Here is a 22181-nt window from a genome sequence, read left to right on the forward strand (position 1 = left end):
GCCTTGGGCCGGGCGGCGAGCCAGCCGCCGGCGAGCACGAGAGCCGCGGGCTGATGGGCGCAGAGCTCGGCGAGCGACTCGGCGGCCCGCGGGTCGACGGTGATCCGCACCGACCCCGTGTAGCCGCTCAGGAGCTCGAGGGCGGACTTGGTGTCGAGCCCGCCGAGTGTGCAGGGGCGCACATCCGGAATCCCGGTGAGCGGCCCTTCCGCGGTGGCGACGACCAGGCACTCGGGCGAGTCCGGCAGCAGCGGTTCGACCTGCTCGGCGTCGGCCGCACCGTCCAGGACGATGAGCACTCTGCGTACGGAAAGGGCGGTCCGCAGCGATTCGGCGAGCTCGTCCTCGGCCGCGCCGGGCGGGGTCGGGAAGCCGAGCGCGTCGAGCAGTTCACGTGCCGTGCGCTCGGTGGGGACTCGGGTGCCGTCGGGCTCGGCGAGCTTGGCGCGCAGCACGCCGTCCGGATAGCGGCCGCCGAGCTGCCCCGCCAGTTCCTCGGCGAGCGCGGTGCGGCCCGAGCCGGGACGGCCTGCGATCAGCAGGACGCGCGCGCGGGGCGGCTTCTTGCCGGCCGCGAGAGTGTCGAGCCCGGTGCGCTCGATGTCGGCGCGCAGCTCCTTCAACTCCCGCTGCCGGCCGACGAACTCCGCTGGTGCACTGCGGCCGCGCTCGAGGTCGCCCTCCGCCGCCGTGTGGGTGTCCACCGCCTGATCCGTCACGGGTCATGCTCCCGTCCAGCCGCACCGCCACGGCCGCGGCTGCGGCCGGGGAAGATGACGGGACGCCGAGGTCGTTTCCGGCGTATTCCGTCGACCTGAGCGTAGTTCACGCATCGTGACGAAAGCCGGGGAGCGCGGCGGATAGATCCCTCGATCGGATCAGCCGATGGTCACACCGGAAAGGACCTCATGAAGCCTGCCGCCTCAGGACTCGAAGGGGCGGGCGGGCCAGGGGGCCTCCGCGGGACGCAGGGCGTCCAGGCCGTCACCGGTCTGTGCGGCGACGAGCGAAAGCACGCCCACGACCAGGCAGGTGTTGTGCAGCTCACCGGCCAGCACGCCGCGCACCAGCTCCTCCAGAGGCACCCGCTTGATCTCCATGTCCGCCTCTTCCTCGGACACTTCGAACCGCCGGCCCTCGGCCTCGGAGAGATCGCGTGCGAGGAACACGCGTACGGCTTCGTCGCTGCCGCCGGGCGTCGTGTACACGTCGGTGAGCACCCGCCAGTCCTCGGCCTTGACGTGCGCCTCCTCGTACAGCTCGCGCTGCGCGGCGTGCAGCGGGTTCTCGCCGGGGACGTCCAGGAGTCCCGCGGGGATCTCCCAGAGCTTGTGGCGCACGGGGTGGCGGTACTGGCGGATCACCAGGACGCGGCCCAGGTCGTCGAGGGCGAGCACGGCCACGGAGCCGGGGTGCACCTGGTAGTCACGGCGTGCGACCGTTCCGTCGGGCATGACCACGTCGTCGGTGCGGACGCTGGTCTTGTTGCCGGTGAAGGGCGTCGTGGTGGCCGTGATCTGCCATTCCTCGGCGGTGTCCTTGATCGACATGTCGTACGTCCTCCCACGAGCCCACATGCGGAACCGTCAAACGGAAAACCGGAGCACGCGCCCCGAAAGGCCCGTACCCCGGCAACCGTATCGCCTGGAGATTACTTACCGGTCTTGCGCTCCACAGCGGCCTTCACCAGGCCCGCGAACAGCGGGTGCGGACGCGTCGGACGCGAGCGCAGCTCGGGGTGCGCCTGGGTCGCGACCAGGTAGGGGTGGATCTCGCGCGGGTACTCGACGTACTCGACGAGCTTGTTGTCCGGGGACGTGCCGGAGAACTGGATGCCGGCCTTCTTCTCGAGGTCCGCGCGGTAGGCGTTGTTGACCTCGTAGCGGTGGCGGTGGCGCTCCTCGACGTACTCCTTGCCGTCGTACACCTCGCGCACGATCGAGCCCTCGGCCAGCTTCGCCGGGTACATGCCCAGGCGCATGGTGCCGCCCATGTCGCCCTCGCCGGCGACGATGTCGAGCTGCTCGGCCATCGTGGAGATGACCGGGTGCGCGGTGGACGAGTCGAACTCGGTGGAGTTGGCGTCCGGGATGTCGGCCAGGTTGCGCGCGGCCTCGATCACGATGCACTGCAGGCCGAGGCAGAGGCCGAGCAGCGGGATCTTGTTCTCACGGGCGTACGTGATGGCGCCGACCTTGCCGTTCACACCGCGGTCGCCGAAGCCGCCCGGGATGCAGATCGCGTCCACGTCGCCGAGCTGCTTGGCGGCGCCCGCCGGGGTCTTGCAGTCGTCCGAGGTGACCCACTTGATCTTCACGCGGGCCTTGTTGGCGAAACCGCCCGCGCGCAGCGCCTCGGTGACCGAGAGGTAGGCGTCGGGCAGGTCGATGTACTTGCCGACCAGGGCGATGGTGATCTCGTGGTTCGGGTTGTGCACCCGGTCCAGGAGGTCGTCCCACTGGGTCCAGTTCACATCGCGGAACGGGAGGTCCAGCTTGCGGACGACGTACGCGTCCAGGCCCTCGGTGTGCAGGACCTTCGGGATGTCGTAGATCGACTTGGCGTCGATGGCGGCGACCACCGCGGCCTCGTCGACGTCGCACATCAGCGAGATCTTGCGCTTGATGGACATCGGGACGTCACGGTCCGCGCGGAGCACGATCGCGTCCGGCTGGATACCGATGTTGCGCAGCGCGGCGACGCTGTGCTGGGTCGGCTTGGTCTTCAGCTCACCGGAGGGGCCGATGTAGGGCAGCAGCGAGATGTGCACGACGAAGACGTTGTCGCGGCCGACCTCGTGGCGGACCTGGCGGACGGTCTCCAGGAAAGGCAGCGACTCGATGTCGCCGACCGTGCCGCCGACCTCCGTGATGACCACGTCGACGTCGTCGGTGGCCATGCGGCGGATGCGGTGCTTGATCTCGTTGGTGATGTGCGGGATGACCTGCACGGTGTCACCGAGGTACTCGCCGCGGCGCTCCTTGGCGATGACCGTCGAGTAGACCTGGCCGGTGGTGACGTTGGCCGAGCCGTCGAGGTCGACGTCGAGGAAGCGCTCGTAGTGGCCGATGTCCAGGTCGGTCTCGGCACCGTCGTTGGTGACGAACACCTCGCCGTGCTGGAACGGGTTCATCGTGCCGGGGTCGACGTTGAGGTAGGGGTCGAGCTTCTGCATCGTGACCCGAAGGCCGCGGGCCTTCAGCAGCGCACCCAGGCTCGAGGCCGTCAGGCCCTTGCCGAGGGAGGAGGCGACACCCCCGGTGACGAAGATGTGCTTGGTCGTCGTGGCTTTGGGCGGCATGGCCAAGAGGGGGCTCCCGTGGTCGCGAAGTGGTGTGCGTGCCGGCTTTTCCTGGTCTCTCCCATGAGAAGGAGGGGAGGCGCCGTCGCTGCGGTCGGGGGTTTTTTGACCACCGGTCCACGGGCTACCAGGGTATCAGCGACACGGGGAGCATGCTTCCGGCCACCCGGGAGCCACACCGGACGACCACATTCCGTGGCCGTGGGTTGACGCCGCGTACCCGACAATGCGGACGTCACAAAGTCGTCACTCGTTCAGCCGAACCGCTTTGCCCGCGGCCCCGTCCAGATCATTAGGGTGCGCGTATCCTGCTCGGAATACGCTGCGAGCCGGCCGGCACAAGGCACCACCCCGCCGCCCCGGACCCAAGTGCTCGTCAACGACCCTTGACTGCAAGGCAAGCGCCCCGAGAGGGCGGAAGTGGCCGTTCGACTGGAGATTGCACGTGGCCGGGCGCATCGAGGATTACGCACTCATCGGGGACATGCAGACCGCGGCGCTGGTCTGCCGAGACGGCTCGCTTGACTGGCTGTGTCTGCCCCGTTTCGACTCGCACGCGGTCTTCGCGGGCCTGCTCGGGACCGAGGACCACGGCTTTTGGCGCCTGGGTCCCGCACATGGTTCCGACGACAAACCCCCGCCGGCGGACCGGCGTTGTTACCGCGGCGACTCGCTCATCCTGGAGTCCGAGTGGGATACCCCGCGCGGCACGGTCAGGGTGACCGACTTCATGCCGCCGCGTGACGGCGCACCCCAGCTCATCCGGATCGTCGAGGGCGTCAGCGGCCGGGTGCCGATGCGCTCCGCGCTGCGGATGCGGTTCTCGTACGGGCGGATCACGCCCTGGGTGCACAAGGTGGACGGGCGGACGGTGGCGGTCGCCGGGCCCGACTCCGTATGGCTGGACACTCCGGCGGAGACGTACGGGAAGAACCTGACGACGTACTCGGACTTCACCGTCGGGCCCGGTGACCGGATCGCGTTCACGATCAGCTGGGAGCCCTCGCACAAGGAGCCGCCGCCGCTGTCGGAGCCGGAGGCCGCGCTCGAGGCGACCAGCGAGTTCTGGCGTGAATGGGTCGAGCACTGCACGTATCACGGGCCCTATCGCGAGGCCGTGATCCGTTCGCTGATCACGCTCAAGGCGCTCACGTACGCGCCGACCGGCGGGATCGTGGCGGCGCCGACCACGTCGCTGCCCGAGGACATCGGCGGCAGCCGCAACTGGGACTACCGCTTCACCTGGCTGCGCGACGCCGCCATCACGCTCTCCTCGCTGCTGCGCACGGGCTACCGCGAGGAGGCCCGCGCCTGGCGCGAGTGGCTGCTCAGGGCGGTCGCGGGCGACCCCGAGAACCTCCAGATCATGTACGGGATCGCGGGTGAACGGGAGCTCGGCGAGAGCGAGTTGGACTGGCTGCCGGGTTACGAGAACTCCGGGCCGGTACGGGTCGGCAACGGCGCCGCGCATCAGTTGCAGCTCGATGTGTACGGCGAGGTCACCGAGGCGCTGCACCTGGCGCACATGACGGGGCTCGCCCGTAACGACTACGCCTCGCTGCTCCAGCTCAAGCTGATCCGCTATCTGGAGACGCACTGGGACCAGCCCGACGAGGGCATCTGGGAAGTGCGCGGCCCACGGCGGCACTTCGTGCACTCCAAGGTGATGGCCTGGGTCGCGGTCGACCGCACGATCAAGCTGATCGAGTCCGGGGACGCGGACGGCCCGCTGGAGAGGTGGCGCGAACTGCGCGACGACATCCACCGGGATGTGTGCGAGAAGGGGTACGACCCGGAGCGGAACACATTCACGCAGTCGTACGGCTCGAAGGAGCTGGACGCGTCGCTGCTGCTGATCCCGCAGGTGGGCTTTCTGCCGCCGGACGACAAGCGCGTGGTCGGCACCATCGAGGCGATCCAGCGTGAACTGTCCACCGAGGACGGCTTCGTCCTGCGCTACCCGACCTCCGGGGACGACGCGGGCGTGGACGGACTCGAGGGCGACGAAGGGGCGTTCCTCGCCTGCTCGTTCTGGCTGGCCGACGATCTCGCGATGATCGGCCGGGTCGACGAGGCGCGCGAGCTCTTCGAGAAGCTGCTCTCGCTCCGCAACGACCTGGGGCTGCTCGCCGAGGAGTGGGATCCGCGGCTGCAGCGCCAAGTGGGCAACTTCCCGCAGGCGTTCAGCCATGTGCCCCTGATCGACACGGCTCTGCGGCTCACGGCCTCGGGGGCGTACGGGGGTTAGTCGTTCCTTTCCCCCGATCCCGAAGCGCCGGGAACCTTTTGGACGATGCGTCCCTCCTGGCCTGCCGACGCGGCATCGACAGCGATCCGCGCGCAGGCGAGAGGGACGCATCGTGGTTTCTACGACGGGATCCACTCCGGAACACGGCACGGCGGTGTCCGGCCGGCCCATGCCGCACGACGAAGGGGTCGTGCACCACTGGGTGACCGTGCCCGGCGCCAGGCTGCACGTAGCGGAGTACGGCAGCGGCTCACCGCTTCTGCTGCTGCACGGTTTTCCGCAGCACTGGTACGGCTGGCGCAAAGTCGCCGCGCTGTTGGCCTCCGAGCACCGGCTGATCGTGCCGGATCTGCGGGGCTTCGGGTGGTCGGAACAGCCCGAGCGCGGATACGACGCGGACGGTCTGGCCGGGGACATGATCGCGCTGCTCGACGCCCTCGGTCTGGAGCGGGTGGGGCTTGTGGGGCACAGCTGGGGCGCGCATGTCGGCTTCCGGTTGTGCCTGCGGGCGCCGGAGCGGTTCACGGGCCACCTGGCGCTCAACATGACGCATCCGTGGCCCCGGCACCGCGCCGTGGTGCCGAATCTGTGGCGGATGTGGTTCACCGAGTTCATCGAGTACCCGGTGCTCGGCCGGCTCGTGCTGCGGCACTGGCCCGGATTCACGCGCTTTCTGCTGCGCCGGCAGGTGGGCGACGCGTCGGTCTGGGAGGTGGACGAACTGCGGGAGTTCGCGGCAGCGGCCAGTGTGAGCGCCCATGCGGGGCAGTCGATGTTCTGGCAGTACGTGCTGCGGGACGTGCCCCGGCTGATGAAGGGCTCCTGGCGCCACCACCGGCTGACCGTGCCCACCGTGCTGCTCGGCGGCGCTCAGGATCCGGTGATCGCGCCCTCGCTCCTTGCCGGCGGGGAGAGCAGGTCGGACGACCTGACGGTACGCATCGTGCCCTGGGCCGGGCACCACCTGCCGCAGGAACGTCCCGAGCAGGTCGCGGAGGCGGCAAGGAAACTGTTCGCCAGGGTCTAGTTCAGGGCCGGGGCCGCAGCCGGGCCCGTTGCTCCACGGTGCGCAGGAAGGCCCGTCCGCGCCGCCGTCCGAGCAGGGGTGCGTACGCCCGTTGTACGGGGCGGAGGGCGGACGGGCGGGTGGCGCCGAGCACGGCGAAGCGGGTGCCGTCCGCCTCTCGTACGGCGGCCATACCGCCCACGATCAGGCCGGACTGCATCAGGCACCAGCCCGGCGAGAGCCGCACCTCGAAGGCGTCCCGGGTGCCGAGCGGGCCCACCGCGATCGCTTCCTTGCGCTCGCCGTCCCCGGGCGGCACCCGGAACTCCCGCAGCAGCGGCACGAGATGCGGCAGCTCCCCCGCCAGGTCCGAGGCGACCGCCCACACCTGCTCGTACGGCAGGGCGATGCGCTCCTCGGCGTACAGTGCGGCGCCGAGCCCCGCGGCCATGACGCGCAGCCGCGCCACCGGATCAGTGCTCATGCCGTTCCCCTTGCCGCGTAGGTTCCGACCACGACTTGCGGAACAGTGAACGCGCCCGGTGCAGCCGGGACTTGACCGTGCCGGGGGCCACGCCCAGGAGCCGGGCGGCGCTGCGCTCGTCGAGGCCTTCGAGTTCCCGCAGCACCAGCACGGCGCGGTAGTGCACCGGCAGGCGGACCAGGACGTCGCGCACGTCGGCCGACAGTTCCGTGTCGCCGTCCGTCCGCAGACCGCCGAGCCGGACCAGTTCGTCCGGCTCGGCGGGCCGCTCGACCGCGGTCCGGCGTGCGACGCGTACCGCCTCGCGCACGGTGACCATGCGGACCCAGCCGTAGAAGGCACCCGGGTCGCGCAGAGTCCGCAGGCCCTTGAAGACGGCAAGCAGCGCTTCCTGTACGGCGTCCGCGGTGTCGGCCGGGGCGATCGGACGGCACAGCCGGGTCACGTACGGCGTCACCCGTGTCAGCAGGTCGTCCATCGCGAGGGCGTCGCCCCGTTGCGCCGCCCGCACCAGGGGGACCGCCGCGTCCCACGGCGTGGCCTGCGCGTCCGCCGCGTCGCGTGCCTCAGCCACCCGGACCCCCTGTTTCCGTCCGGCACAACGTAGTTGGCCGGGGTCCGGGCGGCAACGCGGCCCTGAGACCTACAGTTTGCCGATCACCTCCCTGGCGGCGCGCTCGCCCTCGGTCGCACCGCCCTCCATGAAGCCCTGGTAGTCGTATGCGCAGTGCTCCCCCGCGATGTGGACGTTGCCCTGCGGGGTGCCCTCGTAGTTCGCGTACCGGCTGACGTAGCCGACCGGCCAGCCCGAATAGGCGCCCTGGGCAAGGGGGTTGCGGTGCCATGCGGAGAGCTGGGCCCTGCCGGTCCAGGCCGCCTTCGTCCCGGGGAAGATCTTGTCGATACCGGTGAGCCTGCTCTCCGCCAGCTTGCGTACGTACGCGTCCGACTCGGTGGCGAACGGGCTACCGGGGGCGAGGGAGGTGGCCAGGCTTCCACTGTTGAACTGGATCATGATGCCGCCGCTGCCCGGCTGGGTCTTGGTGGTGTCCCAGACCTGCTGCAGCGCGTCACCGGTGAAGGTGTCACCGGCGGACACCCCGGGCCAGGGGCCCGTACCGCGCCAAGGGCGGGCGGAGAACTGCATGTTGAGCTTGGTGCAGGTGCCCATCCGGGCGTCCCGCAGCAGGTTCTGCATCCGTGGATCGAACCCGGCCTGGGACAGGTCGAGTTGCTTCAGGATCGGCAGCGGCACACACAGGATCGTGTGGTCCGCGGTGACGGTCCGGGTGCTGCCGCCCTCGTCGAAGGTGAGCGTCTGGGTGCCGTCGCCGTTGGCCCGTACGGCCCCGAGGGACCAGCCGTGGCGCAGCGTGTCCGCCGGCAGTTCGTCCGCGATCGCGTGCGGGAGCCGGTCGTTGCCGCCGATCACGTGGTAGCGCTCGTCGGAGAGCCCCCAGACGTTGAAGTGGCCGGGATTGGGCTGGTAGCCCATGAGCAGGACGAGGGCGAGCGAGGACTGCTCGGCGGTGTCCAGGCCGTACTCGATGTTGTACGCGACATCGAAGAACTGCCCGAGCTTCGAGGCGAAGCCGCCGGGGACGCGGGAGTCGATCCACTCGCGGATGCTCATATGGTCGAGCAGGGTGCCGTGCGCGGTGGTCTGGTTCCACATCACCTCCCCCGCCTTCTGGAGGTCGCTGCGCAGCGCCTGGTAGACGCCCTTGAAATCCTCGTCGGCCTGGGCGCGCGGGTAGTACGTGCCGTCGAACCAGAGGATCTCCTCGGCGCCGTTCGGTCCGGCCGCGGCGAAGTCCTCGACGCCGAGCCCGAAGCGGCGGCACAGCTCGAGCATCTTCTTGTGGCCGGTGTCGATCAGCTCGCCGCCGATCTCCGAGCTCTGGCCGTACGCCCAGTGGTCGCGCTGCGTCCAGATGCGGCCGCCGACCCGGCCCGGATCGGCCTCGTACAGCGTGCAGTTCAGTCCGGCGTCCTTGAGGGTGAGGGCCGCGGTCAGGCCCGCGATGCCGGCTCCGACCACGGCGATCCGGGGGGCGGCTCCGGGCCGAACGGCCTTCGGTACGGCGGCCGTTGCCGGCGTACCGGATACGGCGAGGCCCGCGCCCCCTGCCGCGAGGCCGGCCGCGGCGGCCCGCTTGAGGAGCGTGCGGCGGCTGCTGCCGCTCTGCTGTACCGCGGCTTCGGCGCGCAGGCCGCGCAGCTCGGCGACGGGAAGTCCGAGCCGTTCCGCGTCGCGGTGCTCGGCGACGAGGCGCTTGAGGAGGTGCATCGGGTTGGTGCGTGCCATGAGCGGCTCTCCCTCGCAGTCGGGTGGACGGGTCAGCTGTGGTCGGCCGTGCTCATCGACGGCGACGGGCCCGGTACGGCGCCCTGCGCGCCCTCGCGCTCCTGTGCGTCCTCGAGGACGATGCGGCCGATGATCTCGTAGCGGGCGGGGCGCTTGGCCTTCAGATAGAAGCCGAGGGCGAGGCCGCCGAAGAAGACGAGGCCGACGATCCAGGGGATGGCCTTGAAGAAGACCGAGTCGGCGGCGAGACCCGCGGCCGTCTCCATGTTGATCACCAGGAGGACCACGACCGCGATCATGCCGATCCCGCCGAGCAGGGGCGCGGTGAAGGTCTTGAACCAGTGCCGGTCCTCGGGGTGGTTCTTGCGGAAGTAGCCGATGACCGCGAAGGAGCACAGGGTCTGCACGATCAGGATCGCCATGGTGCCGAGGATCGCGAGCAGTGTGTACAGGTGGATGTACGGGTCCTGGCCGGTGAGCCAGAACGCGCCGACCAGGACGACGGCGATGGCCGACTGGACGTACGAGGCGAGGTACGGCGAGCCGTGCTTGGCGTGCGTACGGCCGAGGGCGGGGTGCAGGAAGCCCTCGCGGCCGATCGCGTAGAGGTAGCGCGAGGCGCACTGGTGGAAGGCCATGCCGCAGGCGAACGAGCCGGTGATCAGGAGCCATTGGAAGGTGTCGACGGCCCAGCCGCCGATGAAGGAGTTCGCCGGGGCGAAGAACAGGTCGAGCGGGCTCGCGGAGGAGGAGATCTTCACCGATCCCGACAGGCCGTTGCCGGCGATCGTCATCCACGAGACGTAGATGTAGAAGAGGCCGACGCCGATCACGGAGATCAGGGTGGCGCGCGGGATGACCTTCTTCGGGTTGCGGGACTCCTCGCCGTACATGGCGGTCGATTCGAAGCCGACCCAGGACCAGAAGGCGAAGAACAGGCCGAGCCCTGCCGACGCCCCGGTGAAGGCGTTCTTCGGGTTGATCGGCTCGACCGGGATGCCGTCGGGGCCGCCGCCGTTGAGCAGGACCGCCGTCGCCACGGCGAACAGGACCGCGATCTCGGCGAGCAGCATCACGCCGAGCGCCTTCGCGGTCAGATTGATGTCGAAGTGCGCGAGGATCCCGGTGACCGCGAGCATGGCGGCCGCGTAGAGGATCCAGGGCAGATCCCAGCCGAGCTGGTCGAGCACGGTCGTCTTCGTGAAGTACGCGAAGACGCCGACGATCGAGGCCTCGAAGACCACGTACGCGAGGACCGCGAGCATGCCCGAGGCCATCCCCGCGATCCGGCCGAGGCCGTGCGAGATATAGCCGTAGAAGGCGCCGGCGGCGGTGATCCGCTTGGCCATGGCGACGTAGCCGACCGAGAAGACCGTGAGGACGAGCGTGGCGAAGAGATAGCCGGCGGGTGCGCCGGTGCCGTTGCCGAAGCCGACGGCGATGGGCAGGTTTCCGGTCATCGCGGTGATCGGCGCGGCGGTGGCGACGGCCATGAAGACGACGCCGACGAGCCCGACGGAGTTCGCCTTGAGGCGGTGGACCTCGCGCTGCGGTACGCCGGTACCTGCCGAGGGAGATGCGCCGGTACCCGCTGAGGAATCTGTCATGACCGCGCAGCTTGGCCCGGAGTGACGCAGGCCACAACAGACATCAAGTCATGCAATCGGCCTGTGGGGGCGACGAGTTGTCGCCTCAGGGGGCACTGAGGCCGCTGCTGTGACCGGCCGGTGATGTTCCGGAAACGCGGCCGCAGGTAGCGTCCGGAATATGAACATCCAGGGGGTCCCCAACGGCGGCGGGATCACGGTCCAGCGGGCACTCGAACTGCCCGGGCTGCGCAGCGGGCTGCCCGAGGTCGTCGTCGGCGCCGAGCGGCTGCAGCGCACGGTGCGCTGGGTGCACGCGGGCGAGGTGCCCAATATCGCCTCGCTGCTCAAGGGCGGCGAGCTGCTCCTGACCACCGGGCTCGGCCTCGGCACGCGCCCTGCCGAGCAGCGCGCCTTCGTGCGCAAGCTGGCCGAGCGGCAGATCGCTGCGCTCGTGGTGGAACTCGGCCCGCGTTTCGCCCGGTTGCCCTCGGCGATCGTGGAGACCGCGCGCTCGGCGGGACTCCCCCTCGTACAGCTGCATCGCGAGGTGCCGTTCGTGACGGTCACCGAGGAGGTGCACACGGAGATCGTCAACGGGCACTACGCACTGCTCAAGGAGGCCGAGGACGTCGTACGCAGCTGTACGCAGGCGCTGCTCGGCGGGGGCGGTGTGCCGCAGGTCCTGTCGATCCTGGCGGAGTTCACGGCCAACCCGGTCTTCCTGGAGACCGCCGACGGGCAGCTTCTGTACGCGGCCGGGCCGGGCACCGCGGGGGTGGATCCGCTGCAGGCCTGGGAGGGCCTGCGGGGACGGTCGCGCGAGTCGGAGCCGCCGGCGAACGCGGTGCTCGTGGACGTGCCCGGGTCCGGCGGGGCTTCCGGAGGGAGTACTTCCGGAGTCGTACGGGCCCGTATCGCGCTCCTCGCGGTGAGTGCGCCCCTGCTGCCCGTGCACCGGATCGCGGCCGAGCGTGCGGCCGGGATCCTGGCGGTCGTGCTGATGCAGGCGCGCCAGGAGGAGGAGCTCGCGGCCCGGGGGCGAGGCGACTTCCTGACCGATCTCGCCGAAGGCCGGATCGCGGCCGAGGACGCGCCCGGACAGGCCCGGGTCCTCGGGTTCAAGCCCGGCGAAGGACCGCTGCTTCCCGTGGTGATGCGGCTGCCGGACGACACGGTCGCCTTCGCGCCGGGAGGCGGCTGGGCGGTGCTCGCCCGTGCGGTCTCGGAGGAGCTGGCGGCGGTGGGGGTGCCGGTGCTCGTGGGCGTACGTCCGGTGGAGGGCCGGGTTCCGCTGCTGCTCGGGCTGCGTTCGGAGTCCGAGCGCACGGCGGTGGCGGACCGGGTGGCCGCCGCGCTGCGGGCCGGCGTCGAACGCGCGGGGATGCACTCGGCGGGCCGTGCGCCGGTGGTCGTCGTCGGTGTCGCGGGCGGCTGGGTGGCGGCGTCGGCGGGGCTGCGCCACGCGGCCGAGACGGCGACGGCCGCGCAGGGGCTCTCCGACCGGCCCTGGTACGACGCGCGCCGGCTCGACACGGAGCTGCTGCTCTGGCGGCTGCGCGAGCATCCGGACCTCGCCGCGTTCGTGGAGCGGGCGATCGGGCCGTTGCAGGAGCACGACGCCCGCTCCAAGGCGCCGCTGCTTCCGACGCTCGAGACCTATCTGACGCATGCGGGGCGCAAGGCGGAGACGGCGCGCGAGCTGCATCTCAACCGGCAGACGCTGTACAACCGGCTGGCCCGGATCGCCGAGTTGCTGGGGACGGATCTGGACGACCCGCAGACGGTGCTCGCGCTCAGCTTGGCGTTGCGGGCGCGGAGGCTGGTGAAGCACGGGCCGTCCGGGGTCTGAGGTCGTCGGGGGCGCGGAGGCCGGCGAGGCACGGGCGTCCTGGGCTGGAGGCCATTGGGGGCGCCCACCGCGACACCGTGTGAGCGCCTCACCGCCCCAAGGGCTGGGTCAACTCGTCGTACACGCTGAGGATCTGCGCCACCGTCTCGTCCTCCGTCGGCCACGTCGCCGCCTGCGCGAGCCCTTCCGCCCGCAGCCACGCACGGCGTCCCGGCTGCGCGAGCAGACCCTCGACCGCGGAGGCCAGCGCACGCGCGTCGCCGTACGGGACGAGTTCGGCGGCGTCGCCCACCAGCTCCGGCACTCCCCCGACGTCGGTCGCGACCAGCGGTACGCCCGCGTGCAGGGCCTCGTGGGCGAGCACGGAACGCGACTCCCAGCGGCTGGGCAGCAGGGCCACATCGGCGGCGGTGAGCAGTTCGGGTACGTCGTCACGGCGGCCGACGAGGCGTACGGGAAGCCCTTCGGTGTCGATCCGGCGCTGCAGCGCGCCGCGTTCGGGCCCTTCGCCCGCCACGACGAGCAGCGGCACCGGATCGAGGCGCAGCCAGGACCGGGCGGCGTCGAGCAGCGTTCCGTACCCCCGGTGCGGCTCCAGGGTGCCGACCGCGAGCAGCAACGGGCGGTCCACGGCGCCCAGTTCGGCCCGCGCCTGGTGCTTGAGCCGGTCGGGATCGTCATGCCCGGGCGCCGCCGGCCGGCGCGGAGCGGGGAACGCGATCGGCGCGAGCCGCGCGTCGCGTGCGCCCCGGCTGCGCGCCCGGTCGACCAGATCGGACGAGGTGCCGAGCACGACGGCCGACGCCTTGGCCACCCGCCGCTCGATCATCCGCAGCAGATGGGCGCGCGCGCCTTCCGCGTAGGCCCGCGTATGCCAGGTCACGACCAAGGGCGTACGCCGGACGGTGCCGTGCTTGCCGGGCTTCGGGCGCGCGAGCGAGGACCGTACAGCCGCGTGCAGCCCATGGGCGTGGACCAGATCGGCCTCGGCGCAGACAGCCCGCAGCGCGGCCACGGAGACGGGGTCGGCGCGCCGCGGCACGGGCACGAACTGAGCGCCCGCTTCGGTGAATCCGTACCGCTCGTCCAGCTCGGCCGGTGCGCACACCGTGACCCGTACACCACGGGCGACGAGTCCCCCGGTGAGCGACCTGACGTGCACGGAGCTTCCCGCACTGCCGCCGCCGAGCACTTGCACGGTACGCAGCGGGGTCCTGCCCTGCGACGGCTGGCTGCTCAGGTGGCTCACTCGCCTTGTGCTCCTGAATCGGCGTGGACGGTCCGGCAGTTGGGCCGGCGGGGTGCGGGCCGGACGGGCACGGGCCGCGAAGTGCTCCGCCAAGGATGCCAGTCCGTACGCACGTTCCGGCACCGCCGGACGGTACGACCTGTGGCGACTGCGGCAAGGAGAAGGTGCGGACCACCCACATGGGCGAGTGGCGCAGCGGACGTCAGCCCTCGACGCGCGCCGCCGCGAGCAGCTCCTCCGCATGCGCACGGGCGGTCTCGGAGTCCTCCTGACCGGCGAGCATCCGCGACAACTCGCGGATCCGGTCCTCGCCTTCGAGCACCTTGACACCCGAACGTGTCACCGAGCCGTCGTTGGTCTTCTCGACCAGAAGCTGCCGGTCGGCGAACGCCGCGACCTGCGGCAGATGCGTGACGACCACGACCTGCGCGGAACGGGCAAGGCGCGCGAGCCGGCGCCCGACCTCGACGGCCGCCTTGCCGCCGACGCCGGCGTCCACCTCGTCGAAGAGATAGGTGGGTACGGGATCGGAGCCGGCGAAGACGACCTCGACCGCGAGCATCACGCGCGAGAGCTCACCGCCGGACGCGCCCTTGGCGATGGGCCGCGGCGGTGCGCCCGGGTGCGGGGCAAGGAGCAGCTCGACCTCGTCGACACCGGTCGAGGTGTAGGCGACCGTACGGCCGCCGACCTCGATCCCGTCGGGGTCGTCGGTCTGGCCGATGGCGATGGTGACGCGGGCGTGCGGCATCGCGAGCGAGGCGAGTTCGGCGGTGACGGCGGCGGCGAAACGCTCGGCGGCCTCGGCCCGCGCGTCGGTCAACGCCTGGGCGAGCCCGGCCAGTTCACCGCGCAGGGCGTCGCGCTCGGCGGTCAGCTCACCGATCCGGTCGTCGTCGCTGTCGAGCTCGATGAGCCGCGCGGCGCTGTTCTCGGCCCAGGCGAGTACGGCGTCGATGCTGTCGCCGTACTTGCGGGTCAGCTGAGTGAGCGCGGCCCGTCGCTCCTCCACGGCGGAAAGCCGCAGCGGGTCGGCGTCGAGGTCGTCGGCGTAACCGGCCAGTTCCCCCGCCACGTCGGACAGCAGGATCCCGATCTCGCCGAGACGTTCGGCAAGTCCGGCGAGTGCGGGGTCATGGGACCGTACGGCGTCGAGCGCGCGCTGGGCGCCGCCGACGAGGAGACCGGCGTCGACACCTTCGGGGTCCTCGGGGTTGCCGGCCAGGGCGCCGTGCGCGGCGGTCGCCGCGGACGCCAGCGCCTCGGCGTGCCCGAGCCGCTCGGCCTCGGCGGCCAGTTCCACGTCCTCGCCGGCCCGCGGCTCGACAGCGGCGATCTCCTCGAGTCCGAAGCGCAGCAGATCGGCTTCCTGTGCCCGCTCGCGCGCCCGCGTGGTGATCTCGTCGAGCTCCTGGCTCACGGCACGGAATCTCTTGTACGCGGCCACGTACTTGGCGAGCGGCACGGCCACCGCGTCCCCCGCGTACCGGTCGAGGGCCTGCCGCTGCCGGGCCGGCTTGAGCAGCCCCTGCTGGTCGGTCTGGCCGTGCACGGCGACGAGGTCCTCGGCCAGCTCCCCGAGCAGGCCCACGGGCACGCTGCGGCCGCCGAGATGGGCGCGTGAGCGGCCCTCGGCGGAAACGGTACGGCTGATCAGCAGCGCCCCGTCGTCCAGTTCGGCCCCGGCCTCCTCGGCGCGCACCATGGCCGACGCGTCGGCGGGCACCCTGATGCGGCCCTCCACGACGGCGGACTTGGCACCGATCCGTACGAGGGCGGCGTCGGCGCGACCGCCGAGCAGCAGCCCAAGGCTGGTGACGACCATGGTCTTGCCCGCTCCGGTCTCACCCGTGACCGCGGTGAATCCGGGCGACAGCTCGACCACCGCGTCGTCGATGACTCCGAGCGACCGTATCCGCATCTCCTCCAACACGGACACGACCTTACGAGGTCCGGGGCCCGATGTGCGACGGGCCCCGGCCTGCGGGGGCGAAGCAGCAGTTGGCGAAGGCGGCCGGAGGGGACGTATCACCCGCGGGAGTGGCGGGCGAAGGGGACGACGGCGGCCATTGCGCGCGGTTCGCGGGCAAGGACCGCACCTGAGGAAAACCCCCGCATTCCCCTGAGGCGAGCCGCAGCACAAGTCGGCGGCTCGCCTCATTCCCCTCTCCTGTCCCGCCGCGCGAGCCTGGTGATCATGCGAACTGGACTGGCAGCGGCCGCACTCCGTGCCCACCGACCCGCCTTCGTCGGCACAGCCGTGGCAGCGCTGTTCGCCGCGTGCGTGGTGAGCGCGGCGACGTCGATGCTCGTCGCCACGGGCAGCGACGCCCTGTCCCCGGCCGCCCGGCACGCACTGTCGGCGAACGGTGTGGGCGACATGGCCGTGGTGATGCTGATCGGCTCGATCTACATGTCGATCTTCGTGGTCGCCTCGACCATGGGCACCGCCGTCGCTCAGCAGCACCGCGAGCTGGCGCTCGTCCGGGCGGTCGGCGCCCGGCCGCGGCAGATACGCCGTGCGGTGGCGGCTCAGGCGCTGGCCGCCGCGGTGCCGGCGGCACTGCTCGGCTTCGGGCTCGGCGGGCTGCTCGGGCGCCTGTGGTTCGACGCGATGGTGACGCACGATCTCGTGCCGGCCGGGGTGCCGTTCGCCACCAGTTGGGTCGCCCTGCCCGTCTGCCTGGCCGTCGCGGTGGTGACCTCCGCGCTGGCCGGGGTGCTGTGCTCCCTGCGCTTCTCGCTCCTGCGTCCGGCGCGCGCCCTGGCCGAGGCCGAGTCCGGCCGCCGTGGTCTCGGAGTGCTGCGCGCACCGCTCGGTCTGCTGGCCCTGGCCGGCGGCTGTGCGCTCTCGGTGCTCCTGTCCGGGCAGCCCGCCGAAGAGGCGGGACAGGGGGCGTTCCTCGTCCTGCTGCTGTTCTGCGTGGGCATGGGGCTGCTCGGGCCGCGCGTCATCGGGCCCGCGGCCTGGCTGGTGTCGGCGCTCATCGGCCGGTTCGGCCCTTCGGCCCGCCTCGCGATGCTGAACATCCGCTCGCAGCCGCGGCGGTTCGCGGCCGCGGTGGTCCCGCTCGTGCTCGTCGTCGGCTTCGGCCTCACCAAGATCGCGATGCATACGACGGCACGGCACCACACCGGCTCCCCCGGCCGCAGCAGTGAGGTCTGGCTGGATTACATCGGCACCTCGCTGTACGCGGGGTTCGCCGCCATCGCCGCCGCCAACACGCTCGCCATGATCTCGTTCGAGCGCCGGCGCGACCTCGCGCTCCTGAGGGTCGTGGGCACCCAGCGCGCGCAGATCGGGGTGATGGCGCTGTGGGAGGGCGTGGTGGTGACGCTGACCGCGCTGGTGCTCGGCGGGGTCACCGCGCTGGCCACGCTGGCGCCGGTGCTGTCCACGGCCTTCGGCTCGCCCCTGCCGTATCTCCCCTGGACGTTCCTGGCCGCGGTGGCAGGCGGCACGCTGCTCCTGACGGTGGGGGCCACCGCGGTCCCGGTGAGGGCCGCGCTGCGGCGGCGCGCGATCACCGTGGTGAAGACGGCCTGAGCCGGGCGGCCGGCCATGGGGAACGGCCGGCCGCAGAGACCAAGCCCTAGTGCGGTGCCCCCCGCCACCCCGACACCGGCAGCGCGAACTTGGCGACGAGCCGGTCCGTGAACGAGGCGTGGTGGAGCCGGGCAAGACGCACCGGCACCGCACCGCGGCGCACCTCCACCCGCGCGCCGGCGGGCAGTTCGATCGTCCGGCGGCCGTCGCACCAGAGCACCCCGTGCGGCGTGTGCGGCTGCACCTCGACCGCGAGGACCGAATTCGGCGACGTCACCAGCGGCTTGGCGAACAGGGCATGCGCGCTGATCGGGACCATCAGGAGCGCCTCGACCTCGGGCCAGACGACCGGACCCCCCGCCGAGAACGCGTACGCCGTCGAGCCGGTCGGTGTAGCGCAGACGATGCCGTCGCAGCCGAAGCCGCTGACCGGCCGGCCGTCGATCTCCAGGACGACCTCGAGCATCCGCTCCGGGGACACCTTCTGCACGGCGGCCTCGTTCAGCGCCCAGTCCGCGTGCACCACCGCGCCGTTGTTGCGAACGCGGACGTCGAGCGTCATCCGCTCCTCGACCTCGTACGCACGGGTGACCACACGGTCGACGACCTTGTCCAGGTCGTCCCGCTCGGCCTCGGCGAGGAAGCCGACGCGACCGAGGTTCACCCCGAGCATCGGCACCCCGGAGGCGCGCGCGAACTCGGCGCCGCGCAGCAGCGTTCCGTCGCCACCGAGCACGATGAGCAGCTCACAGCCGTCGAGCGCCTCGGGCGTGGCCTCGGGGATCAGCTCGACCGAGGGCGGCAGCGGCAGATCGGCGGCCTCGGCCGCGAGCACCCGTACGCCGAGACCGCTGCGCAGCAGTCCCTGTACGACGAGTTCGGCGCTGCGGATGGCGGCCGGGCGTCCGGTGTGCGCCAGCAGGAAAACCGTACGCTCCGTCGCCGCCTTGTCCGATTGACTCGTCAACTCGGTCCCTCCGCCACCGCTCGCTCCACATCGGCCGGGTCCAGTTCGGGTGCACCGGCCTTGAGCCACAGAAAGTACTCGACGTTTCCGGACGGTCCGGGCAGCGGGCTCGCCGTCACGCCCTGTACGCCGTACCCGAGTTGCCAGGCCTGCCCGGCCACCGTGCGGACCGCCTCGGCGCGCAGCTCGGGGCTGCGGACGACTCCGCCGCTGCCGAGGCGCTCCTTGCCGACCTCGAACTGCGGCTTGACCATCAGAACCAGGTCGGCGCCGGGCGCCGCACAGCGCACGAGGGCCGGCAGCACCAGGCCGAGCGGGATGAAGGAGAGGTCGCCGACGACCAGGTCGACGGGCTCGCCGTCGATCACCTCGACCGTCAACTCCCGTACGTTCGTACGGTCCTTGACGGTGACGCGCTCGTCGCTCTGCAGCGACCAGGCGAGCTGCCCGTAGCCGACGTCGACCGCGACCACATGGTCCGCGCCCGCGCGCAGCAGCACATCCGTGAAGCCGCCCGTGGAGGCGCCGGCGTCGAGGGCCCGGCGGCCCTTGACCACAAGCCCCTGCGGCACGAACGCCTCGAAGGCGCCCGCGAGTTTGTGCCCGCCGCGCGAGACGTACTCGGGATCGCTGTCGTCGGCGGCGACCACGATCGCGGCCGCCGTCTCCACCTGGGTGGCGGGCTTCGTCGCGACATTGCGGCCGACGGTGACGCGGCCCGCGGCGATCAGCTGGCTGGCGTGCTCGCGCGAACGGGCCAGTTTGCGGCGGACGAGTTCGGCGTCGAGGCGGCGGCGTGCCACTCCTGCCACGTTCGGTTCAGCTCCTGTGGTCGTACGGTCGTGCCGGGGCGCCGCCGGGCATGGGCCCGGCGCCCGGTGCGGGCCGTCCCTGCTGGGCGCCCGGTGCGGGCGGCCCCTGCCGGGCGTCGAGCGCGGTCAGCGTGTCGCGCAGCCCCGCGTGCACATCCTCGTACACCTCGATATGCCCGTCGGTGGCGAGGTGGTCCACATCGGCCAGGCGCTCCAGCTGGGCGTCCACCCCACCGTGACCGGTGGCGGTGCGCGGCACGCCGAGCGGGCCGGGTTCGTCGGGGGCGGGGGCCTGCGCCTGGGGCGCGTACTGGCCGGAGGGGACCTGTTCGTCGTCCGAGGGGACCTCACGCTCGGGCCCCGGCATCGGGTAGCTCATGCCATGACGCTACCGCGAAGGGCCCGGACCTGGACCGCGAAGGGCGCGGAGCCCGTCTGCGGTACCGTCGATCACGATGGCGACGATCGAAGAGTGCCGTGGTGCGCTCGTCAAACTCAGCGACAATCTGGCCTCCGCCGACGGCGAGGTCCGCAGTGCGGCCGCGCTCGACCGTTCGGTCAGCTGCCACATCAAGGACCTGGACGTCACCTTCACCGGCCGCCTCGAGGACGGCCGGATCGAGGTGCACGACACCCAGCCGGGGCCTCCGCGCGAGAAGGCGCAGATCCGCCTGGCGATGACCGGTGACGACCTGGTCGCGATGGTGAACGGCGAGCTCAACTTCGCGAAGGCCTGGGCCTCGGGCCGGGTCAAGCTGGAGGCGGGCTTCAGGGACCTGCTCCAACTGCGCAAGATGCTCTGAGTCTTACGAGGTCGGGGGCAGCGTCGCCTGTCAGGCTCGACTGCTCCGCCGCTCCGCTGCGGTGAATCTCTCCGGGGCTAACGCCCCCGGCCCCCCACAGCGTCGCGGACCCGCCCCTTGCGCGCCGCCGGCACCACCAGCGGCGTCCCCGTCTCGGGGTCGTCGATGATCTGGCAGGGCAGCCCGAAGACCTCTTCCACGAGGTCGGCCGTCACGATCTCGGCCGGCGCGCCCTCCGCGATCACCTGGCCCTCGCGCATGGCGATCAGGTGGGTCGCGTAGCGGGCCGCGTGGTTGAGGTCGTGCAGCACGGCCACCAGCGTGCGGCCCTGCTCCTCGTGCAGATCGGCGCAGAGGTCGAGCACGTCGATCTGGTGCTGGATGTCGAGGAACGTGGTGGGCTCGTCGAGCAGCAGCAACGGCGTCTGCTGGGCGAGGGCCATGGCGATCCAGACGCGCTGACGCTGACCGCCGGAGAGTTCGTCGACATAGCGATCCGCCAGTTCGGCGACACCGGTCGAGGCCATCGACTCCTGGACCACCCGCTCGTCCTCGGATGACCACTGGCGGAGCAGCCCCTGGTGCGGATAGCGGCCGCGGCCCACCAGGTCGGCGACCGTGATGCCGTCGGGTGCGATCGAGGACTGCGGGAGCAGGCCGAGCGTACGGGCGACCTTCTTGGCCGGCATCGAGTGGATGGTCTGGCCGTCGAGCAGCACCCGGCCCTCGGACGGCTTCAGCATCCGCGACAGGGCGCGAAGCAGCGTGGACTTTCCGCAGGCGTTGGGGCCGACGATCACCGTGAAGGAGTGGTCGGGTATCTCGACCGACAGCTGTTCGGCGATGACGCGCTGGTCGTAGCCGAGGGTGACGTTGTCCGCGGACAGGCGGTTCAAGGGAGCACGCTCCTGGTTCGATGAGTTCTTCGCAGCGGTCGTCTGGTGCTTCACGTGGCTCAAATCCGCCCCGCCTTCCGCTCCGAGGCGAGCAGCCAGAGCAGATATCCGCCGCCGAGCACCCCGGTCACCACACCGACCGGCAACTGGTCGGCGCCGAACACCCGCTGCGCCCCCAGATCCGCGGCGATCAGGAGCGTGGCGCCCATGACCATCGAGGCGAGCAGGTTGGGTCCCGGGGAGCGGGTCAGCCGCCGTGCGAGCTGCGGTGCGGTGAGCGAGACGAAGGCCACGGGGCCTGCCGCCGCGGTGGCCGCCGCGGTCAGGAGCACGGCCGCCGTCATCAGGACCAGCCGCGTGCGTTCCACCCGTACACCCAGGGCGTACGCCACGTCGTCGCCCATTTCGAGCATGCGCAGCGGGCGTGCGTACAGCAGCACGAGCGGCATGAGGATCAGGCAGAACCAGAACAGGGGGCCGACCTGCTCCCAGCCGCGCCCGTTCAGCGAGCCGGTGATCCAGACGACGGCGCGGGCCGCGTCCACGATCTGGGCCTTGGTGAGCAGATAGCCGTTCATCGCGGTGAGCACGGCCGCGGCGCCGATACCGACGAGGACGAGCCGGTAGCCGTGGATACCGCGCTTCCAGGCGAGCAGATAGATCAGCGCGCCGGTGACCAGGCCGCCGGCCAGCGAGCCGAGCGCGACCGCCTCTGCACTGCCCTGGAACAGGACGATCACGACGAGCGCGCCCACGGTGGAGCCCTGGCCGAAGCCGATGATGTCGGGGCTGCCGAGCGGATTGCGCGTCACCGACTGGAACAGCGCACCGGACAGACCCAGCGCGGCGCCGACCAGGAGGCCGACGACGACACGGGGCAGCCGCAGGTCGTTGATGATGAACTCGTGCGCGGCCGTGCCGTTGCCCATCAGGGTGTTGAGCACGTCCGGTACGGGGATCTGGAAGTCGCCGGTGCCGATCAGCACCACACTGGCCGCGAAGGCGACGACGAGCAGCGCCCCGACCGTGAGCAGCGGACGCGGCTCGAACCGGACGGAGAGGCCGCCCGCGGTCCGTACCGCTCGCACAGAATTCTTCGCCACAGGGGTGCTCGACCCAGAG

At 71.4% G+C, this 22181-nt stretch carries 19 protein-coding genes; 5 read left to right on the plus strand and 14 right to left on the minus strand.

Translation table 11 applies throughout. From position 1 onward, the window contains the following. From ABT367_RS28525 to ABT367_RS28535, 3 genes are all read right to left on the minus strand, one after another. Window positions 1-719, minus strand: a 719-nt coding sequence (locus ABT367_RS28525) for an NB-ARC domain-containing protein (RefSeq protein WP_434975557.1), incomplete at its 3' end; no start/stop codon positions are given. Window positions 720-923: 204 nt separating this feature from the next. Continuing rightward, entirely contained in the window at window positions 924-1550 is a 627-nt protein-coding gene (locus ABT367_RS28530; protein WP_352256132.1) for an NUDIX hydrolase, read from the minus strand. A 101-nt stretch (window positions 1551-1651) separates the two neighbouring features. Then, complete coding sequence (locus ABT367_RS28535; RefSeq protein ID WP_352256134.1) at window positions 1652-3301, minus strand: CTP synthase; 1650 nt, start codon at window positions 3299-3301, stop codon at window positions 1652-1654. Window positions 3302-3746: 445 nt separating this feature from the next. On the opposite strand from ABT367_RS28535, the gene ABT367_RS28540 reads away from it, so the two are divergent. Continuing rightward, window positions 3747-5549 carry a glycoside hydrolase family 15 protein gene (locus tag ABT367_RS28540; RefSeq protein WP_352256136.1) on the plus strand — a complete coding sequence of 601 codons (1803 nt, stop codon included), beginning with the start codon at window positions 3747-3749 and terminating at the stop codon, window positions 5547-5549. Between the two features lie 112 nt (window positions 5550-5661). After that, window positions 5662-6576, plus strand: a complete 915-nt coding sequence (locus ABT367_RS28545) for an alpha/beta fold hydrolase (protein WP_352256138.1) — start codon at window positions 5662-5664, stop codon at window positions 6574-6576. Between the two features lies 1 nt (window position 6577). Here the strand turns inward: ABT367_RS28545 and ABT367_RS28550 are convergent, their stop codons facing one another. From ABT367_RS28550 to ABT367_RS28565, 4 genes are all read right to left on the minus strand, one after another. Beyond that, on the minus strand, window positions 6578-7039 hold the full coding sequence (locus ABT367_RS28550) for a hypothetical protein (protein WP_352256140.1): 462 nt from the start codon (window positions 7037-7039) through the stop codon (window positions 6578-6580). Further along, on the minus strand, window positions 7029-7613 hold the full coding sequence (locus ABT367_RS28555) for an RNA polymerase sigma factor (protein WP_352256142.1): 585 nt from the start codon (window positions 7611-7613) through the stop codon (window positions 7029-7031). Before ABT367_RS28555 ends, ABT367_RS28550 begins: the two co-directional genes overlap by 11 nt. A gap of 69 nt (window positions 7614-7682) precedes the next feature. After that, complete coding sequence (locus tag ABT367_RS28560) at window positions 7683-9347, minus strand: flavin monoamine oxidase family protein (protein WP_352256144.1); 1665 nt, start codon at window positions 9345-9347, stop codon at window positions 7683-7685. Between the two features lie 32 nt (window positions 9348-9379). Continuing rightward, on the minus strand, window positions 9380-10954 hold the full coding sequence (locus ABT367_RS28565; protein ID WP_434975558.1) for an APC family permease: 1575 nt from the start codon (window positions 10952-10954) through the stop codon (window positions 9380-9382). 160 nt (window positions 10955-11114) lie between these two features. Between ABT367_RS28565 and ABT367_RS28570 the strand changes: the two genes are divergently transcribed. Beyond that, complete coding sequence (locus tag ABT367_RS28570; RefSeq protein ID WP_352256146.1) at window positions 11115-12785, plus strand: PucR family transcriptional regulator; 1671 nt, start codon at window positions 11115-11117, stop codon at window positions 12783-12785. An 88-nt stretch (window positions 12786-12873) separates the two neighbouring features. Here the strand turns inward: ABT367_RS28570 and ABT367_RS28575 are convergent, their stop codons facing one another. Next, a complete protein-coding gene (locus ABT367_RS28575) occupies window positions 12874-14034 on the minus strand; it encodes a glycosyltransferase family 4 protein (protein WP_352256148.1) in 1161 nt (386 codons plus the stop codon). A gap of 202 nt (window positions 14035-14236) precedes the next feature. After that, window positions 14237-15955, minus strand: coding sequence for a DNA repair protein RecN (recN, locus tag ABT367_RS28580; RefSeq protein WP_352256178.1), 1719 nt, complete (start codon window positions 15953-15955; stop codon window positions 14237-14239). Window positions 15956-16231: 276 nt separating this feature from the next. Here recN and ABT367_RS28585 point away from each other — a divergent pair, with 276 nt between their 5' ends. Then, window positions 16232-17581, plus strand: coding sequence for an FtsX-like permease family protein (locus tag ABT367_RS28585; protein WP_352256150.1), 1350 nt, complete (start codon window positions 16232-16234; stop codon window positions 17579-17581). Window positions 17582-17627: 46 nt separating this feature from the next. Here the strand turns inward: ABT367_RS28585 and ABT367_RS28590 are convergent, their stop codons facing one another. Genes ABT367_RS28590 through ABT367_RS28600 form a run of 3 tightly spaced genes read right to left on the minus strand, consistent with a single transcriptional unit; the run spans window position 17628 to window position 19739 of the window. Continuing rightward, on the minus strand, window positions 17628-18548 hold the full coding sequence (locus ABT367_RS28590) for an NAD kinase (protein WP_352256152.1): 921 nt from the start codon (window positions 18546-18548) through the stop codon (window positions 17628-17630). Further along, window positions 18545-19360 carry a TlyA family RNA methyltransferase gene (locus ABT367_RS28595; RefSeq protein WP_352256154.1) on the minus strand — a complete coding sequence of 272 codons (816 nt, stop codon included), beginning with the start codon at window positions 19358-19360 and terminating at the stop codon, window positions 18545-18547. Before ABT367_RS28595 ends, ABT367_RS28590 begins: the two co-directional genes overlap by 4 nt. A gap of 7 nt (window positions 19361-19367) precedes the next feature. Continuing rightward, window positions 19368-19739, minus strand: a complete 372-nt coding sequence (locus ABT367_RS28600; protein WP_352256156.1) for a hypothetical protein — start codon at window positions 19737-19739, stop codon at window positions 19368-19370. A 76-nt stretch (window positions 19740-19815) separates the two neighbouring features. On the opposite strand from ABT367_RS28600, the gene ABT367_RS28605 reads away from it, so the two are divergent. Further along, window positions 19816-20163 carry an SCP2 sterol-binding domain-containing protein gene (locus ABT367_RS28605; protein WP_352256158.1) on the plus strand — a complete coding sequence of 116 codons (348 nt, stop codon included), beginning with the start codon at window positions 19816-19818 and terminating at the stop codon, window positions 20161-20163. 77 nt (window positions 20164-20240) lie between these two features. Here the strand turns inward: ABT367_RS28605 and ABT367_RS28610 are convergent, their stop codons facing one another. Both ABT367_RS28610 and ABT367_RS28615 read right to left on the minus strand, forming a co-directional pair. Beyond that, a complete protein-coding gene (locus ABT367_RS28610) occupies window positions 20241-21113 on the minus strand; it encodes an ABC transporter ATP-binding protein (protein ID WP_352256160.1) in 873 nt (290 codons plus the stop codon). Between the two features lie 5 nt (window positions 21114-21118). Beyond that, window positions 21119-22162: a FecCD family ABC transporter permease gene (locus tag ABT367_RS28615; RefSeq protein ID WP_352256162.1), complete on the minus strand. Its 1044-nt coding sequence runs from the start codon at window positions 22160-22162 to the stop codon at window positions 21119-21121. Between the last annotated feature and the right edge of the window lie 19 nt (window positions 22163-22181).

Origin of the sequence: Streptomyces mesophilus, assembly GCF_040300965.1 — a bacterium.
GTDB classification, from domain to species: domain Bacteria; phylum Actinomycetota; class Actinomycetes; order Streptomycetales; family Streptomycetaceae; genus Streptomyces; species Streptomyces mesophilus_A.

Bases quoted from the DNA above. Each gene is read 5' to 3' on its own strand.
- ABT367_RS28530 (WP_352256132.1), bottom strand. From the start codon at position 1,550: ATGTCGATCAAGGACACCGCCGAGGAATGGCAGATCACGGCCACCACG.
- ABT367_RS28535 (WP_352256134.1), bottom strand. From the start codon at position 3,301: ATGCCGCCCAAAGCCACGACGACCAAGCACATCTTCGTCACCGGGGGT.
- ABT367_RS28550 (WP_352256140.1), bottom strand. From the start codon at position 7,039: ATGAGCACTGATCCGGTGGCGCGGCTGCGCGTCATGGCCGCGGGGCTC.
- ABT367_RS28560 (WP_352256144.1), bottom strand. From the start codon at position 9,347: ATGGCACGCACCAACCCGATGCACCTCCTCAAGCGCCTCGTCGCCGAG.
- ABT367_RS28565 (WP_434975558.1), bottom strand. From the start codon at position 10,954: ATGACAGATTCCTCAGCGGGTACCGGCGCATCTCCCTCGGCAGGTACC.
- ABT367_RS28570 (WP_352256146.1), top strand. From the start codon at position 11,115: ATGAACATCCAGGGGGTCCCCAACGGCGGCGGGATCACGGTCCAGCGG.
- recN (WP_352256178.1), bottom strand. From the start codon at position 15,955: ATGCGGATACGGTCGCTCGGAGTCATCGACGACGCGGTGGTCGAGCTG.
- ABT367_RS28585 (WP_352256150.1), top strand. From the start codon at position 16,232: ATGCGAACTGGACTGGCAGCGGCCGCACTCCGTGCCCACCGACCCGCC.
- ABT367_RS28600 (WP_352256156.1), bottom strand. From the start codon at position 19,739: ATGAGCTACCCGATGCCGGGGCCCGAGCGTGAGGTCCCCTCGGACGAC.
- ABT367_RS28605 (WP_352256158.1), top strand. From the start codon at position 19,816: ATGGCGACGATCGAAGAGTGCCGTGGTGCGCTCGTCAAACTCAGCGAC.